Origin of the sequence: Lacipirellula limnantheis, assembly GCF_007746075.1 — a bacterium.
Classification (GTDB): domain Bacteria; phylum Planctomycetota; class Planctomycetia; order Pirellulales; family Lacipirellulaceae; genus Lacipirellula; species Lacipirellula limnantheis.
Genome location: NZ_CP036339.1, coordinates 6,559,058 through 6,576,088, shown reverse-complemented (window position 1 = coordinate 6,576,088; position 17,031 = coordinate 6,559,058). Strand labels below are relative to the sequence as shown.

At 63.7% G+C, this 17,031-nt stretch carries 15 protein-coding genes; 9 read left to right on the top strand and 6 right to left on the bottom strand.

Going from position 1 to position 17,031, the window contains the following annotated elements; translation table 11 throughout:
- Positions 1–49 precede the first annotated feature (49 nt).
- The gene (locus I41_RS25785) at positions 50–1,450 is read right to left on the bottom strand and encodes a hypothetical protein (protein ID WP_145435891.1); all 1,401 of its coding nucleotides are present in this window, start codon (positions 1,448–1,450) and stop codon (positions 50–52) included.
- Positions 1,451–1,834: 384 nt separating this feature from the next.
- Entirely contained in the window at positions 1,835–3,082 is a 1,248-nt protein-coding gene (gene bioF, locus I41_RS25780; RefSeq protein WP_246133757.1) for an 8-amino-7-oxononanoate synthase, read from the bottom strand.
- Between the two features lie 285 nt (positions 3,083–3,367).
- Here bioF and I41_RS25775 point away from each other — a divergent pair, with 285 nt between their 5' ends.
- The 4 genes from I41_RS25775 to I41_RS25760 all read left to right on the top strand — a co-directional run bounded on the left by I41_RS25775 (position 3,368) and on the right by I41_RS25760 (position 7,472).
- The gene (locus I41_RS25775; RefSeq protein WP_246133756.1) at positions 3,368–3,952 is read left to right on the top strand and encodes an RNA polymerase sigma factor; all 585 of its coding nucleotides are present in this window, start codon (positions 3,368–3,370) and stop codon (positions 3,950–3,952) included.
- A 259-nt stretch (positions 3,953–4,211) separates the two neighbouring features.
- Entirely contained in the window at positions 4,212–5,888 is a 1,677-nt protein-coding gene (locus I41_RS25770; protein WP_145435890.1) for an anti-sigma factor family protein, read from the top strand.
- Between the two features lie 137 nt (positions 5,889–6,025).
- On the top strand, positions 6,026–6,244 hold the full coding sequence (locus I41_RS25765) for a CDGSH iron-sulfur domain-containing protein (RefSeq protein ID WP_145435889.1): 219 nt from the start codon (positions 6,026–6,028) through the stop codon (positions 6,242–6,244).
- 352 nt (positions 6,245–6,596) lie between these two features.
- Entirely contained in the window at positions 6,597–7,472 is an 876-nt protein-coding gene (locus I41_RS25760) for a hypothetical protein (protein ID WP_145435888.1), read from the top strand.
- Between the two features lie 171 nt (positions 7,473–7,643).
- Here the strand turns inward: I41_RS25760 and I41_RS25755 are convergent, their stop codons facing one another.
- Positions 7,644–8,129 carry a hypothetical protein gene (locus I41_RS25755; RefSeq protein ID WP_145435887.1) on the bottom strand — a complete coding sequence of 162 codons (486 nt, stop codon included), beginning with the start codon at positions 8,127–8,129 and terminating at the stop codon, positions 7,644–7,646.
- 435 nt (positions 8,130–8,564) lie between these two features.
- Between I41_RS25755 and I41_RS25750 the strand changes: the two genes are divergently transcribed.
- Together I41_RS25750 and I41_RS25745 are read left to right on the top strand one after the other, a co-directional pair.
- Positions 8,565–8,810 carry a hypothetical protein gene (locus I41_RS25750; protein ID WP_145435886.1) on the top strand — a complete coding sequence of 82 codons (246 nt, stop codon included), beginning with the start codon at positions 8,565–8,567 and terminating at the stop codon, positions 8,808–8,810.
- 193 nt (positions 8,811–9,003) lie between these two features.
- Complete coding sequence (locus tag I41_RS25745; protein WP_145435885.1) at positions 9,004–10,041, top strand: LOG family protein; 1,038 nt, start codon at positions 9,004–9,006, stop codon at positions 10,039–10,041.
- A gap of 67 nt (positions 10,042–10,108) precedes the next feature.
- Here I41_RS25745 and I41_RS25740 read toward each other — a convergent pair whose 3' ends face one another.
- The 3 genes from I41_RS25740 to hemE form a co-directional block, all read right to left on the bottom strand.
- Entirely contained in the window at positions 10,109–10,309 is a 201-nt protein-coding gene (locus tag I41_RS25740) for a hypothetical protein (RefSeq protein WP_145435884.1), read from the bottom strand.
- Between the two features lie 76 nt (positions 10,310–10,385).
- On the bottom strand, positions 10,386–10,637 hold the full coding sequence (locus tag I41_RS25735) for a hypothetical protein (protein ID WP_145435883.1): 252 nt from the start codon (positions 10,635–10,637) through the stop codon (positions 10,386–10,388).
- A 213-nt stretch (positions 10,638–10,850) separates the two neighbouring features.
- Positions 10,851–12,818 (bottom strand): uroporphyrinogen decarboxylase, encoded by a 1,968-nt coding sequence (hemE, locus tag I41_RS25730; RefSeq protein ID WP_145435882.1) that lies wholly within the window; start codon positions 12,816–12,818, stop codon positions 10,851–10,853.
- Positions 12,819–13,615: 797 nt separating this feature from the next.
- On the opposite strand from hemE, the gene folK reads away from it, so the two are divergent.
- From folK to I41_RS25715, 3 genes are all read left to right on the top strand, one after another.
- A complete protein-coding gene (gene folK / locus I41_RS25725; protein ID WP_145435881.1) occupies positions 13,616–14,545 on the top strand; it encodes a 2-amino-4-hydroxy-6-hydroxymethyldihydropteridine diphosphokinase in 930 nt (309 codons plus the stop codon).
- Between the two features lie 6 nt (positions 14,546–14,551).
- A complete protein-coding gene (gene panC, locus I41_RS25720; RefSeq protein WP_210421072.1) occupies positions 14,552–15,418 on the top strand; it encodes a pantoate--beta-alanine ligase in 867 nt (288 codons plus the stop codon).
- Positions 15,419–15,608: 190 nt separating this feature from the next.
- Positions 15,609–16,907, top strand: coding sequence for a prolipoprotein diacylglyceryl transferase family protein (locus I41_RS25715; protein WP_145435880.1), 1,299 nt, complete (start codon positions 15,609–15,611; stop codon positions 16,905–16,907).
- The last annotated feature ends 124 nt before the right edge of the window (positions 16,908–17,031 follow it).

Below are 17,031 nucleotides of genomic sequence, written 5' to 3'. Positions count from 1 at the left end.
GGCGGGCCGGAGAGCAGGCAACGCGCCGGGGTCGGGACGACCTGGCTCGCTAAGGGGCGCCGAGGAGCGAACTTTGCGCCGGAGCAGGGGAGCGCTCGTCGATCGCCTTCAACTCCGCGAGTTGCTTGTCGATCAGGCTTTGCGCCATCGAAGCGTTTGCCGTGAGCAAATCGCTCACTTGGCTCTTCGCATTGGCAATCTGTGAATTGATCGTCGCCAGCAGCTTCGTGATGAACGCCAGATCGCGTTCCATGAATTTCTTGTCCTGCTGCAACGCGGTCCGCTCCGCGGTGCGATGCGCCTCGAGCTTTTTGGCATTCGCCTGGGCGGTCGCCAGATCGGCGATCTGCTGCTTCAGCGCCGCGACGTCGGCCTCCATGACGACCCGCTCGCGCATCAACTCCGAGAACAGGTAGTTGTAATCCCGCAGCGGGCGATCGAAGCGCCACTGGTTGACCTTGCTCGGATCGGCCTTCGCATCGTCGGCGCCAATCTGGTTGCCTGCCTCGTCGAAGGCCGCGCGATGGTACTGGTCGTCGTCGTCGGTTGCCGGCGTCCCCTGACGGATGTATTCCTCCACCGTCGCGGCAGGCAGGAGGCTGCGCTTGGCCGCTTCGTCGAGCTTCGCAAACAGCTCGTGGCTGTCGGCCGGCATGAGTTCGTAGAGGCTCCAGGTTCGCTTCGCCTGGATCGATTTTACGAGCCGGCTGCCGGTGAACTGGTTCAACGCCTGCAACGGTTCGAGGATGACTGCCGTCTCGTTGGCCTGCACGACCCGGAACTCGCCGATGTACTGCGCGGCCTGGTCGGGGGCAGCGGGATTAGGAGCGCCGTTCTCGAACGCATAGACGATCGCGTCGACGGTCAGGCCGTGGCCTTGCACAGCGGCCTGGGCGGCTGCCGGCGCCGCGGCCGGGGCGGCAGGGTCAGCCGGCGCTTCAGCAGCCGCCAGATCCGGATCGACCGGCGGCGCTTGCTGCTGCGGAGCGATCGTCACCGCCACGCGACTAGTCTTTTGGTCGAAGCCAGCCGGCAGCGCGTTGCGCCAGACGCGACCACGGGCGCGGGCCAGGTCCTGCAGCCGCGTCGTCCACGCGGTCGTGCTCAGCATGCGGCCTTCGGCTTCGGGGTCGTAAGGCGCTTCGCCGCCGAAGATTTCGTTCGTCCAGATCCGCATCACGGCGGGATCTTCATTGCGAGCGCCGTATTGCAGCGCCCGGTTCTCTTCTTCGACGTCGGCCAGCTTCTTTTCGAGGCCAGGGATCGCCTTGCGGATATTGCGATGGATGCGGAAGGTTTCCATCCCCAGGAAAAGGGTCGCCAGCGCCATGAAGAAGATGCTCAGCACCAGCACCATCTGGGCCCAGTGCCAGTTCTTAATGCTCATGATGATCGTGATCAGACCGATCAGGACCACCAGCAGGACGACGATTTGCAGCACCAGTGCCAAGTCGAGGGTTCCTTCAGTCGTTCCGAGGCCCGGACGAGGCGGGCGGCTGCAATCGATAAAGTCTCACCGCCGGCGGTCGCCTCGAAGAGGGCGCCCCGTTCGGTAGACTTGGAGGGCTAGGGAAATTGTGCAGCTTTGATGGTAAGTACCCCGCTAGGCAGCGTCAAGTTTTTGCGGCGATGCGACTTGCGCCGCGGCGGTTCCGCGTTGAGTTGGGTGGAAAAGTCGGGATTTGACGTGGGAATACGGGGGATAGCCACCAACGCACGAAGACGCACGAAGAAATACCTGGGGGGAGCGCTAGCCGGAGGGCTACGCCCTTCGGGAGGAAGTGCCAAGCGACTCGGCGGCGCCTCCCGGACCGCGTGGCGGTCCGGCTAGTGATCAAAACTCTTCGTGCTTTCTTTGTGCCTGCGCGTCTTGGTGGTTCGTTCCCAAAGCAGCGAGCAACCCGTCAACCATCTCCGGTGTGTGGCTGGCGGTGAGGCTAAGGCGCAGGAGTGATTCGCCGGGGGGGACCGAGGGGGGGCGGATCGCCGGAACCCAGAAGCCTGCTTCCCGCAGGCGTTGGCTTAGAGCAACCGCATCGGCCGCGGGGCCGACTGCGATCGGGATGATTTGGCTCCTCGAGTCGCCGGTCCGCCAGCCGGCCGCTTGGAGCCGCTTGCGGAGCGTGGCCGCCGCGGCGAGCAACTGCGTCCGGCGCTGCGGTTCGTCAGCGACGACGTGGAGGGCGACCAGGGCCGCCGCGGCCGTCGACGCCGGTTGAGCGGTCGAGAAAACGTAGCTACGGGCCCGATTCGCGAGGTAGTCGATGAGCGCCTGCGGCCCCACGACGAACCCGCCGGCGGCGCCGAAGGCTTTGCTCAGCGTGCCAACGCGGATGAGGCCATCGTATTCAATGCCCGCGGCTTCGGCGAGGCCGCGGCCTCGATCTCCGAACACCCCGGTGGCGTGGGCTTCGTCGAGCAGCAGCATCGCGTCGTAGCGGCGGGCGAGCGCGGCGATCTCCGCCAGCGGCGCCACGTCCCCGTCCATGCTGAAGAGGGTGTCGGTGACGATCAGCGTGCGGCGAGCCGCGGAGGCGTGCGCAGCGAGCAACTCGGCAAGGTGGGCCGCGTCGTTGTGGCGGTAGACGTGCGTTTCGGCCCGCGAGAGGCGGCAGCCGTCGATCAGGCTGGCGTGGTTCTTGGCGTCGGCGAAGATCGCGTCGCCGCGGTCGGCCAGGGCGGGGACGACGCCGGCGTTGGCGGCGAAACCGGAGGGGAAAAGGAGCGCGGCCTCCGTATGCTCGAACTCAGCGAGGCGGCGTTCAAGCTCGGCGTGGATGGTGGAACGACCGCAGATGAGCGGACTGGAACCGCGGCCGACGCCAGTCGTTTGGCACGCTTCGGTTGCGGCAGCGACCAAGCGCGGGTCGGCGGCGAGGCCGAGATAGTCGTTTGAGGCAAAGTTGATCAGCCGCTGGCCGGCGCCTTCGATCATGACCGTTTGCAAATCAAACGCCGCGGGCAGCTCGCGCAGCAGATCACGCTGGAGGAGTTCGGCGAGTTCGGCGCTGATCCAGTCGAGGGGGGGCATGTAGCCGCCGGTCAACGACCGGCCGGAGCGGAACGAGTAGGTGGTCGCCATCTTACGCGGCGAATTGGGAATGCTGAAGGATGAATGCGGAGTGCTGAATTGATTGGACTGAATCCCTTTCCCTCAGCATTCCGCGTTCATCCTTCAGCATTTGTGGGCAATTGCGTTCCGCTCCGGCCGGTCGTTCACCCGCGGCTACGGCGTGCCAGCAGCCGGTTGTAACGGCCCCGTAACAGGCGATTTGACACAGGACGGCAGGTGCGGAAGAATGCGCGCCGGAACCTTTTGCGGGGAACTTTCTCCGCCGCCGCGGCGTCTACTCCTCCAGAGAAGAGCGTGAATCCCCCGGCCATCACCGACGCTGAGCTAGTCGAGGCCGCCCGCGCGGGCGATCGCGATGCGTTTGGCGATTTGGTCGGCCGGTATCAGGATCGGCTCTTCAATACGATGCTGCGGATCGCCGGCTCGCGCGAAGATGCGGCCGACGCGGCGCAGGACGCCTTCGTGCAGGCGTATCTGAAGCTCGATTCGTTCCGGGGCGACGCCCAGTTTTTCACTTGGCTCTACCGGATTGCGATGAACGTGGCTCTCACCCGACGGCGGCGAGCGCGCCCGATGGCGTCGATCGACGCCGCTAAGGAGGGAGCTGGGGAGGAACCGATGGATGGCTCCGCGGCGCCGGGCGAGCGAATGATGGCTGACGAACGGGCCGAGCAGGTCCACTCGGCCTTGGCCGAGTTGGGCGACCAGCACCGCAAAATCCTGGTGCTGCGGGAAATGGAGGGATGTTCGTACGAGGCGATTGCCGAGATTCTAGAATTGCCGGTGGGAACGGTGCGAAGTCGGCTGTTCCGGGCGCGGTTGCAACTCCGCGACCGGCTGCGGAGCATGTGGGGAGAAGAGGCGCCGCAGTTGGGGTAGTTTTTAATGCGGGGAGTTTTTAACCACGAAACAGACGAAAAGAACGAAAGGAAGAAGTTCAAATTTTGGAACCGCAGGTGAACGCGGATTAACGCAGACGGAAGGAAGAGTCAGTTGTCAGTGGTCCGTTGTCCATTGCGAATACAGAGTAGAGCATGCGTTGAAGCGCCTTTTCATTTGCGTTCATCGGCGTTCATCTGCGGTTTCAAACTTTTCGTTCCTTTCGTGGTTCAAATGTATTTGTATTTCTAAGTAGAGCATGACGGCCGGGAACGCTAACGACGACTTCGACGACGAACTACTCAGCGCCTACGTCGACGGCGAACTGACGGCGGCGGAGCGTGCGCTGGTGGAGGAGCGTCTGCGGAGCGATCCGATGGCGGCAGCTTTGGTCGACGAGTTGCGATCGCTGTCGAGTGCGATCAAGTCGCTGCCGCGCGAGACGCTGTCGCGCGACTTGCGTGTCGGCGTGCTGGCCGAAGTCGAGCAAGCTCAGGCCGATTCGGACGCGCGCGGGCCAGCGACGTTGCCGCTGACGCCCGTCGATCGCTGGGCCGGGATTCGTCGCGGGTTGGCGTGGTCGGCGCTGGCCATTGCGGCGACCGTGTTGATTGCGATCTTTCAGCCCGCCGAACTGGCGCAAGACGAACGCGATCTCGCGCGGGCCGAAAAGCGACAGGCGGAGGAGGCCCAGGCCGACGCGGAGCTGGAACAGTTGGAGCGGCGGCTGCGGCCGGCAGCTGGCGCCAGTGAAGCAGCGTCGGTGGATCAGTTGGCGGCGGCGAACAACCGCGCCGAGCCTGCAGCGCTGCCGCCGGGGCTGCGCGGATCGATGGGCGTCGTCGGCGTTGACGCCAACGCTCCGAGTGGAGAGAACGCCGTTGAGATGGCGGCTCTGCCGGCAACCGCCGCGGCGCCTGAGGAGTTAAGGCCGGCGGCGGCGCCGCTCGCCGCGACGCCCGGAGTTCCAGCGATTTCTGCAGACGGCACGGTCGCGGAGGCGTCGGCGGGGAAGTTAGCGGACCTCGATGCGTTCGCTGAGTCGGCCGCAAACGGGCAGCCGAGGGCCGACGCCGTGGCGTTGCACGATTCGCTCGACCGGTCGGGGGCGTTGATGGCGCCGCTATCGTCTTCGCCAGAGGATGCGTCGTCGCTGGAGAATGCAGCGCCGGCGTCAGCTGCGGCGCCGGCCGGTGTGGCGATGGGCGGCATGGGAGGGGGCGCCGCTGAAAGCTTTCGCGGCGGCGCGGCGTTTGGGGATGGCGGCCAAGCTACAGTGATGAGAGCGGCGCGCGCAGGGGCCCCGGCGGCGGAGATGCCGCAGGCGAAAGTCACGCTCCAATTGGCTTCGAACGAGGGCGTTGCGCGTTTCGAACAGTTCCTGGCCGAGAGCGACATCGCGCGGGCGGAAGTCGGTGAAGGCATCAAAGAAGCTGGCGGCGAAAGAGTTCTTGAGTTAGCGCCGCGGACGTCATTTAATCGCGCGGCCGACGACGCGAAGCATGATGCCGCAGGCCAGCAGGAACGTTCGCTCTACTTCTTTTTCGCGCCGTCGCCATCGCAGCCGGAGGCGGCCGACAAGGTTGAGCTTGGCGTCGAGCTTGATTCCGCTGTCGCGGTGAAGCAGCTTGGGGCGAACCTGATCTGGGTCGAGGCAACGCCGGCCCAAATTGACGCGCTCCTGGAGAAGTGCCGTCACGACAAAGAGGCGTTTGCAGCCGTGCTGGCGGACGACGATCCGCTGCTCGCCAAAAAGGCCGAAAGTGACGCCGCGGAGCTGAAGCTGAAGGGGGCGGCGCGGGCCGATCAGGCGCCGACTAAGTCCGAGGCCGCCGTCGCGGCAAGCGACAAACGCGAGCGAGTGCTCTTCATGCTCGAGCCGGCGACGCCAGCGCTTGAGTCGACATTGTCGCCGGAAGCGGGCGAGGCGAAGTAGTTGCAGCAGGCACCCTCCGCGTGCGGGCGGCACACTCCATCCGCCTGCTGCCTGCTGCCCTCTGGTTCAAGTTTCGCCGCGAATCGGCTAGACTGCGATCTTTCCTAGTCGATGTGTCACCGCAACGCAGGTTTATCATGGCCGACGTAACGATTCGCATGCGTCCCAATGGTCCGTTCCTCGTCGAGGGGCCGTTCAAGCTGCTCGATTCGCAAGGACGCGAGTTCAAGCTCGATCCGGCGAAGCCCGCCTACGCCCTCTGCCGATGCGGCCACTCGGCGAAGAAGCCGTTCTGCGACGGAGCGCACAAGGGGTGTGACTTCGTGTCGGACGAGCAGGCGCCGGAGTTGGCGTAAGCGCTGGTTGCGAGTAGCCGCGGCTCAACGAGCCGCCGGAGCGCTGTTGAGCGACTGGCAAGTCTTGCGGGGCCGCTCCGGCGGGTCGTTGACCCGCGGCTACTGACAGCTTATCCCCCGCCTTGCTGTGAATCTTTGGCGATTGTCGCGATCGGCGCGGGGCGCCGGACTCGCGAAGATTGCGGCGATTAACGGTGTTGCCGTAGCGACGCGCCACAACTCAACTCTTTTCCGCCTCGGCGCCCCTTGCGCCTTGTGGTTTTGCCCCTTGCGAGCGTGATAGAATCCGCGGCCCCCGACGAGGCGAGCGCTTCGTCGGCGTATGGAATTCACGCTGCAAGGAGCGATTTGCATGGCCGCCGGAAAGAAGAAGTCATCTGCCGCAATTGCTGAGGGTTCGTCGTTGACGGCGCTGGCCGGCGATGGAGCGGCAGATCAGTTCGTCGGCCGGTGGAATCGCCTGGTCAGCACCACCAACTGGGAAAAGGGGCGGATCATCTGCGAGTGGCGCGAAGCGCTCATCGCCGACGGAGCTGCGGTGACCGAGTACTCCGACGAGGCGTGGTCGCAGTTGGTCGGCCGCGTGACGAGCCAGCACGTCGGGCGGCTGCGCCGCGTCTTCCAACGATTCGGCGACGCGTTCGATCAATACCAAGGGCTCTATTGGAGCCACTTTCAGGCGGCGATCGACTGGGAAGACGCCGAGATGTGGCTTGAGGGGGCGATCCACAACGGCTGGTCGGTCTCGCAGATGCGCGGGCAGCGTTGGGAAACAGTCGGCAAGCCGGGCGAGACGATGCCGAACGACGACGCCGAGGCGGCGGCGGGCGATGACGAAGACGCCCCGTGGCTCGGCGAAGACGAGTCGGAGATGGCGGCCCGCGAAGGCGCCGTCACCGGCGAGTCGGCGGAGGTGAAGTCAGTCGAAGGCGCCGCGAAGCGGACGAAGGAAGAGGCGGACGACGAAGAAGGCGAAGAGGCCGAGTCGCACTCAGGCGGGTCGAGCTCATCGTATGACGACGAAGCGCCGCAGAGCCCGAAGAAAAGCCGCGGCCGCTTGAGCGTTGAAGTCGGGGATCTGCCTGACGACATCGCCGACGCCTTCGAGCAATTCAAGCTGGCGATCATCACGCAGCGGCGGCTGGAGTGGGCCGAGACGACGCCGGAGTCGGTGCTCGAGTGTCTCGACGCGCTGCGGGAGCTAACGCTCGCGCCGCTGGATGCGTAGGTTGGGCGGTTTTGAGGTTGATCAGTGCAGAGCCGCGGAGCGAACGCTTCGCGGCTTTTTTTGTTGGCGTGAAGGCTATCTCTTTCAGCCCCTGGCTCCGCCAGGGGGTTGCGCGCCGTAAGACGTAGCGGCATGGTAGGCGACCCCCCGGCGGAGCCGAGGGCTGCAATGCTACGACGTACTTGCCGCGTACTGCTCAGCGTAGTCGAGCGTCCATTGCTCGATCAGATTGCGGAAGGCGTCGAGGTCGGCGTCTTTCAGCAGCTGATAGTGATTGCGGTTAAAGTTCTCTTTATTTCGCACGGCGCCTTTGGCAAGCACTTCCAGCACATGGTACTGGTTGTGGGGGCTCACGACGATCTCGAGCCGGCTGAAGTAGTTCTCGCGTCGGCCGCCGCTCATGCCAAAGTCGTCGCGCCGCACCGCGCCGCCCCAGCCCTTTTCGGTGACGACCGATTCGTAATTGAAGCCGGGAAAGTTTTCGGCGAGCTGCTTCAGGCAGCTCTCGATGTGGTCGTTCAACAGGAGTCGGTAGTTCGAATGGAGCCGGCGACATTCCTCTTCGCTGAGGGCCTTCGCGGCCTTGGCCTGTGCTTCAGCGTCGCGGGCCTGCTGGCCGCGGACGGTGGCGCGTTGGAGTCGTTCGCGAAAGTCCATGAAAGTAGGCTGGCGGAGAGGAATCGGTTAGCGACCGGCCAGGCGGGGCCGGGGCGGGTTGGGAGAGCGCATGTCCCGCCACATGGGAGTATCGTAGGCGATGCCAGCATGGGGCTCTAGAGGCGTTCCAGGGACCTCGGCGAGCCGATCCGCAGGTCTGCTTGGACACCCGAGTTCATCGAAATTGGTCGGCTCGGTAGGCGTCTCGGTCCGTTTCTCGGCACGGCCGAATGATCGTGCTAGCAGTGGTTTCAGGCACATTTCGATTTTCCAGACCTATTGGCTTAACGTCGAAAACCGCTCCAGACGATACCACCCCATGCGAGCGAGGGGGGCGCATGCGCCATTGATGGCGGTGGGGCTCAAGGATGAGCCAAGTGCGTCGCACCGTGCGTCTTAGTTCCGAAACGTCAACGATGGGAGGGACCCCTCGAGATGTCAGCTAGTTACCTGCGCATTTACCGCGGCCCGGAAGAGACCGTCGCGCCAACCTTGGTCAGCAGCAACGCTGGCAAGCCGTGCATCACCGCGCCGCTGAGCGAGGTCCTGCCGCTGCTGGCCGACGCCGTCAACAGCCGCCGCACCTGGTTGAGCGACTTTGACGACGACGAGATCACCCTCTCGGCAGACCTATACGAAGTGCTGTTGGCCTACCAATACTATCGTCGACCCTCGGCTTGAGCGGACTAGCCGCCGCTGAGTAAGACTCCCAACCGAACAGCCCGGCGCTCATGCGCTGGGCTGTTTTTGTTAGGAATGGATGCACGGAGGGCGTCGGGAGCCTTTTGCGACCGGAAATCGCCCCGGTTATGGTAGAGCAACCAGTCGCAACAGGCTCCCGACGCCGTTTCCCGCCGAAACTGAATGAGAAAATATGTCGACGATTGATTCCGAACTACCCCTGGAGCCCGACGACATCTCCGACTTGATCGCGATGTTGCGCGAGTCGACGGACAAGATGCATGCCGATCGGATCGATCGGGGCGATCTCAAGATTTTGGCTCGGACGATCCGCGAGCTGCGTTACGCGTTCAAGGTCTTCGCCGGTTATCGAACCAAACGCAAAGTGACGGTGTTTGGCTCAGCTCGCACGCCGACCGATGCGCCCGCGTACCTGCAGGCGATGGAACTGGGCAAGGTGATGGCCGAGCGGCAATGGCTGGTCGTCACCGGCGCCGCCAGCGGCATCATGGAGGCGGGGCATCGCGGCGCTGGGCGCGAGAACTCGATGGGGTTGAACATCATGCTGCCCTTCGAGCAGTCGTCGAACGAAATCATTCGCGACGACCCGAAGCTGGTGAACATGAAGTACTTCTTCACCCGCAAGCTGATGTTCGTCAAAGAGTGCGACGCGGTGGTCTGCCTGCCAGGCGGGTTCGGCACGCTCGACGAAGGGCTCGAGGTGCTCACGTTATTGCAAACTGGCAAGCGCGACATGGTGCCCGTGATCCTGCTCGACGAGCCGGGCGGCACCTACTGGAAAGACTTCCACGCGTTCGTCGACAAGCATCTGTGGGGCGAGCGGATGATCTCGCACGTCGACTTCCGGCTGTACAAGGTGTTCGACACCGTCGACGAGACGGTCGGCGAGATCATGCAGTTCTACCGCGTGTTTCACAGCATGCGGTTCGTGCGGAAGCAGCTGGTGTTCCGCCTGCAGCACGCGCTGCCGGAAGAAACGCTGGCGGAGATCAATCGCGACTTCACCGACCTCCTCGCAAAGGGCGAGTTCGTGCAGCGCGAGGCGTTCAAGGAAGAGGCGGACGACTACAGCCTGTCGACGTTGCCGCGGTTGGCGTTTCATTTCAATCGGCGGAATTACGGTCGGCTGCGGGTGTTGATTGATCTGATCAACGACGCGAAGCCGCCGGCGATTGACGAGGCGAAGCAGCATGTGCCTACGTTAACGTAACCGTTTTGGTTGCGTAGTCGATCGTCAATTTGCGGTTGAGAAGGAGACCGATGCCAAGGAGCGGGTATTATCCGGCATTGGCGATGACTTCGACTTGGCGGGTCTCGCCGAACCAATCAATTTGGCAGGTATAGGTTTCCAGCACTGCTGCCGAGCCATCGGCCAAGGTGGCGACGATCGTTGCCGAGATGGGCAAGCCGAGCTCTGCAATCAGCGTAGCGTCGAGGACGAGCTCGCCATTGAACGCCGTATCGATCCAAGCCTGCACGTCGCGCGGATAAGTTTTACCGACGGCGCGATGCGGAGCGGGATCAGCGCCCGGTCGCCTTCATCGACGTGGCCGATCACGAGGCGAGTGCTCCGAGGTGGACCGTACTGTTGTGGCCAATGCGTAGCGCAAAAGGCAAGCGGTCTGGGAACGCGCGTCGCGCAGCCTGAATCGCTTCGCTTAGGGTGGCGCCAAGAAAGAACCGTGCTGATTCTGGTTCGATGGCGACGAACTCGTTCGCATGCTCGCGTTCGAGTTGTTCGCGAAGCTGCTCGTCGTAGATGAGTCGAGCTCGGCGGGCGACTTCTAGTGATTGGGGCGAAGCCATTGCGCTGAAATCCTGTGGGCGACAAGCGACCGGGTTGCCTGAATTGTAGCTTCTAGGCAGGAAGAAGTCACTTTCCCGCGGGCACAGGTCGCTTCTTTGGATATCTTCCAATAGCCGGACCGCCACGCGGTCCGGGGGCCGTGGGGGAGCGGTTGGCCACGTCGCTTGGTGGCGCCGCCCGGAGGCCGTGGGCCTCCGGCTATCGCTATCGCTTTAGCGTCTGCTTTCCGTATGAACGAAGTCGACGAGGGCCTTCACGTTATCAACCGGCGTCTGCTGCAGCACGCCGTGGCCGAGGTTGAAGATGTGGCCGGGGCGGTTGTTGGCGGCGGTCAGCACCGCGCGGGCTTGGGTTTCGATCGAGTCGCGATCGGCTAAGAGGATTGTGGGGTCAAGGTTGCCCTGCACGGCGCGGTCGTAGCCGACCGCTTGCCAGGCGTCGGCGAGGTCGATGCGCCAATCGACGCCGATGACGTCGCCGCCAGCTTCGGCCATCAGCGGCAGCAGCGACGGGTTGCCGGTGCCGAAGTGGATGAGCGGGGCGCCGGGGGAGAGGCCGTCGGCGATGCTGCGGACGTACGGCAGGACGTACTGGCGGTAGTCGGCGGGGGAGAGGCAGCCGACCCAGCTGTCGAAGAGTTGCACCGCCTGAGCGCCGGCGGCGATTTGGGCGTTGAGGTAGCGGGTGATCGATCGAGAGAGCCGCTCCATCAGCTCGCGCCAGGCGTCGGGGGCACGGTACATCAGCGTCTTCGTGTGGAGGAAGTTGCGGCTGCCCCCCCCTTCAATCGCGTAGCTAGCGAGCGTGAACGGAGCGCCGGAGAAGCCGATGAGCGGGATGTGCTCGGGCAAGTCCTTGCGAGTCTGGGCGACCGTCTCGAAGACGAAGTGGAGCGACTCGGTGCTTTCGAGTTCGATGACGCGATCAACGTCTGCCGATTCGCGCACTGGGTTGTGAATCTGCGGGCCGTCGCCGGGGGCGAACTCAAGTTCGAGCCCCATCGGTTCGAGGATCGGCAACAGGTCGGAGAAGATGATCGCAGCGTCGACGCCGAGGCGGTCTACGGCAGTGCACATCACTTCGCTGCAGAGTTTGGGGTTCTTGCAGAGTTCGAGAAACGACTGCTTCGCGCGGACTTCGCGATACTCGGCCATGTAACGGCCGGCTTGCCGCATCAGCCAAATGGGGGTGTAGGGGACCGACTCGCGGCGACAGGCCCTCATGAAGGGTCCGGCTTGCGACGGGTGGTTGTCATGTTGCGTGAGATCGCGCGGCGTCGACGGCATACGCGAGTCGTGAGTTTTGATCGCGGCGGCCTTTGCGCTCCAGCCGGCGGCGACCGAGGCTTTGCGCTCTAGCAGCTCTTTGGCGCTCGCGGCGGATTCGGCGACGAGGTGGCCGAGCTTAGGGTGCGACGGTTCGAAGTCGACCGGCAGGCCGTTGGCGCGGAGCATCTCGGTGGTCGTGGGGCCGACCGAGGCGACCACCGTGCGGCGAAAGGCGTCGCGGACTTGCGCTTCGAGGCCAAGCTCCTTGGCCACACGCAGCAGATGAACGACTTGCTGTGCGGAAGTGAACATCGCGACGTCGAGACCGCCCTCGGCGAGGCGTTTGATATTCGCGCGGAGCGGGCCGGCGTCTTCGGGGAGATCCCAACGATAGACTTTGAACGATTCGACCATCGCGCCGCGAGCTTCGAGCCCCGCAACCAGGCTCACGTTGGGCACGCCGTACTCCTGCACCGCGACGGTGAGATTGACGACCGGCAGCCGTGCGTCGATCTCGGCGAGGACTTCGCGCCAAGTATTCGGCTCGGGGACGATGATCGTCGGCGTGAGTTGCAGCTCGCGCAGCACGGCCAGCGGCTTGGGGCCGCGAACGATTGTCTTCACGTCGGCGAGGGCGTGGAGGAAGCGCTCGCGATCGATGTGGCGTTCGATGCGGCTGAGCATCTCGCGCGTGCCGACGCCGGTGAGGAGGATCACCACGTCGATCTGGCCAGTGATGAGTCGATGTCCGAATTCGACGACCGAGCGATCGGCGTCGACGGGGATCTCGCGCATTGACGGGCTGACGAACGCGACGCCGCCGAAGCGTTGGATCATGCGTGCCGTGTCGTCGGCTTTGCGGCTTTCGAATGACGCGATGCGTAAGCCGTCGAATGATGGCGATGATTCCATGAAAAGTAGAGCCCAAAATTGAAGATGGTGCGCCGTGCAGGCGGATCGCGTTGCGGCCGAATCAGCTATTTTATCACACGATGGCAACGCGCGACGACGGCGCGACTGGCATCCGGTAGCGAGTAGACGTCAACTCCCGTTGTCAAGCAGCGCTCGTTCCAGAGTGGAAGTGCCGCGCACTCGTCAGTTCTTGATTTGTCAACTACCGGCATGCGACACATTTTGTAGTGTTGCGCGAATGGTCGGCGCGACGCGCTAATCTCATTCTCTAAAAAGTTGCTTGACACACGACGCCAACTTCGCAAAATGGCCGATGGTTCGGAGCAGCAAAGTTGATTGAGCGACTCTCCTTCGACGCGCATGATCCAGAAGCGCGTTGTGATTCGCCGGCGTTCAAGCGGTGGGTTCGTCTCCCTGTAGGCGGTGTGACGAAAGCTGAGCGTCGCGTTCGTCGTGTCCCAATTGGGCGGCAGTATGCGCTGGCGTTGTGCGCATGGCCGCGCAGGGCATGCGACTTGCGTGGCGTTGCAACGATGCTCCTCCGATCAGACGAGGATCCGCGTAGCAAGATTGATAACGTGGCGGCCCGACATGGCGGAATCTTCGCCAGCGAGCAGTCACTCGAATCGTTGGGGGGCGACGACTGACTGGATCGACCGTCGGCGAAGTCATTTCGCGTGCCCGGATGTCCTCCCCAGCTTTTTTTCGCCAGCGTGGCGCTTGAACGGGGCTTGTGGTAGAGTGCCACAAGCCCCGTTTTTGTTTTATACTGGATAGTCTGGGTCGACTACGCGGCCATGGCACACGCACTCGTTGCGCTCGGCTCGAATCTGGGTGCTCGAACCGAGCGGCTCGACGATGCGCTTGCCGAACTTGCGCGGCTGCCGAACTCGCGGCTCATCCGCCGCGGTGGGTGGGTCGAGACCCCCCCGATCGGCGGGCCCAAAGGCCAAGGCTCGTTTCTGAATGGCGCCGCACTCATGTCGACGGCGCTCACGCCGCGGCAGATGCTAGCAGAGCTGCAACGTATTGAGATGCAACTCGGCCGCGTGCGGGGCCAGCGTTGGGCCGCCAGGGCGCTTGATCTCGACCTGTTGCTGTTCGATCAAATCGTGATCGAACAGCGCCATGGCAGCCCTGGGCGTCGCCCGGGCGTCGCGACGCACCCTGCGCCGCCGCGTTCGGCGTCTCTCTCCGGCGAAGCCGCGGGCTGCCATGCGGATGATGCAATCGATGACTTGATTGTTCCCCATCCGCGCATGGCTTTTCGGCGTTTCGTCCTCGAACCCGCGGCCGCCGTGGCGCCGTGGATGGTTCATCCCACGAGCGGTTGGACTGTGCAGGCGTTGTGCGAACAACTTGTTCACGGCGACGACCTGGTCGCGGTCATCGGCGACGCGCCCGAGGAAGCGGCCGTTTGGGTTGAACGGCTGCGGCAGCGATTTGCGGGCGATCCAGAAATCGTTGCTTGGGGAGATTATCGAGTCAAAACCAGCTACCCAGGATTCCCGCGGCCGAAACTAATTTTGGCGTTCTCAAGCGATCGGTGGGTGAACTTAACCGCGTTCCACGCTGCCGGCCCTTCGCGTAGAATGCCTAACCTTCCAACCAGCGGCCCGATCGCGTGGATCCCCTCCACGGACGCGGCCGAGGCGATGGTCGAGGCGGCGGCGGCAGTCCAAGCGGTTTGGCCCGAGCTGGCATCGGCCGCTTCCCCATCAGATTGAATGGCGATGCCCGCAACGCCCACTCGTTCTCTGCAGGTCATCCAAGGCGTCGAGGCGATGCGCTCCGCGGTGCGTGAAATTCAGCGCGGCGGTGAGACCGTAGGGTTCGTGCCAACCATGGGGGCGCTGCATGAGGGGCATCTCAGCTTGGTTGATGCGGCGGCGGCCGAGTGCGATCGCGTCGTGGCCAGCATCTTTGTGAACCCGACCCAGTTCGGGCCCAACGAAGACTTCACGAAGTATCCCCGGCCTTTGGAGCGAGACTTGGAACTGTTGCGCGGTCGCGGGTGCGAATTGGCGTTCGTGCCTGAGGCGGCCGAGATGTATCCCTGGGGATATGGGACGTCGATCGACGTCGGGCCGGTGGCCGTGCCGTGGGAGGGGGCTGCCCGGCCGGGACATTTCGCGGGCGTCGCGACGGTCGTGCTGAAATTGTTCGAATGCGTGCCCGCCGACCGCGCCTATTTTGGACGAAAAGACTACCAGCAGACCTTGGTGGTGCGGCGGATGGTCGTCGATCTAAATCTGCCGATCACCGTCTGCGTCTGCCCGATCGTGCGCGACCCGGACGGGTTGGCGCTGAGCTCGCGGAACGTTTATCTCGGCGCCGACGAAAGGCAACGTGCGCTATCGCTCAGTCAATCGCTGCGGTTGGCGGAAGAATTAGTTTCGAGTGGTCAGCGCAGTGCGCTTGTGGTTCGTGAGCGAATGCTAGCACATCTCAATGCAGCCGGCGGCGTAAACGTCGAGTATGTGGCGATTTTGCGGGACGGGAGCGTCGACGAAGTAGCGGAGATTGGCGGGCCAGTGACCGTCGCCGTGGCGGCGCGCGTGGGAACGACGCGACTGATCGATAATTTGCGGATTGGCTAATTGCGTCAGTCGCCAGTAGTCCGTGGCCAGTTGCCAATGGACAAAAGCGTTAGTCCGCTGGTCTTCACAAAGGACGACTGACAACGGACAACTGACAACGGACAACTGACAACTGACAACGGACAACTGACAAGCCTGCCGCTAACGATCGCCAACCGACCAGGCATTCACCCTAAAATGACGTTCATTCATGTGCTCTGAACTCTTCCGCATTCCGCTCACCTGGGGCAACGTGCCGATTTTTGGCGCGGGGGTGCTGCTGCTCGTGTGGGCGGTCTTCAGCGTGCTCGGACTGAAGACGACGGCGCGGGTGGTCGGCTGGTCTACGGCGCTGAAGGCGCATCTGCCGACGATCATCATCGTCGCCGCCGCCATCACGTTCTTCGTGCCGAATTATTTTCCCGACGGCGTGCCGATCCGCGGCTACGGCATGATGGTCTTGCTGGGGAGCATCGCCGGCATCGGGCTGTCGATTCGTCGCGCGGATGAGGCGGGAATTCCAGGCGAAGAGATCATGGGGCTCGCCGTGTGGATGTTCATTGCCGGCGTCGCGGGCGCGAGGCTCTTCTACGTCATCGAGTATTGGGACGATCGCATCCGCCAAGCAGATTGGTCGTCGACGCTCAAAGCCGCGTTGAGTTTTACCGAAGGGGGACTCGTCGTGTACGGCGCCTTTATCGGCGCGATGATCGGCTTTACGCTCTACATGCGGCGGCGCGGACTGCCGGTGCTCCCGCTGTGCGACATGATCTCGGCAGGCATGCTCGTCGGCCTCGCGTTTGGTCGGATTGGTTGCTTGATGAACGGCTGCTGCTATGGCGGCGAGTCCGAGGCGCCGTGGGCGATTTCATTCCCGCGCGAGAGTGCGCCAGACATGGTGAGCCCGCCCTACGGCGAGCAGGCCGCGTCGGGAGCGTTCTACGGATTCCACTTGAAGTCGAGCAATGATGACGGAGCCCCGGCGATCATCGATCGAATCAATGATCATTCGGTCGCCGCCGCTGCAGGGCTGAAGGCGGGCGACCGCATCGCCAAGATTGACGGCAACACGCTCGTTGGCGTGGCCGGCGCTGAAACGCTCATCTATCAAGCGTTCATGCAAGGAAAGCCGTTGACGATCGTCACCAGCGACGGCGCAACGCACCAGTTGCCCGGCATCAAGCCGCCGCCCCGCAGTCGACCGGTTCATCCGGCGCAGATTTACAGCACGATCACCGCGTCGCTGCTGGCATGGGTGTTGTGGTCGTACTATCCCTTTCGCCGCCGCGATGGAGAGGTGACCGCCCTGATGATCACCCTGTACCCAATCGCCCGATTCCTGGAGGAATCAATCCGCGTCGACGAGTCCCCCGTGTTCGGGACAGGGCTGAGTATTTCGCAGAATGTGAGCATTCTGCTGCTTCTGGCGGCCGTAGGAATGTGGGTCTGGCTGCTGCGAAAACCGGCGGGAAATCTGGTTTTTCCCCAGACCGCGGTCGCTTCTTCGTGAACCCTCGGGGCGGCGGCTCCGTTGGGATAAGAACGGCCTGACGGCATTTCGAGCCCCTGGCTCCGCCAGGGGGTTGCGCCTCGTTGGGCGACGGTTACCGGCATGGTGGCCGACCCCCTGGCGG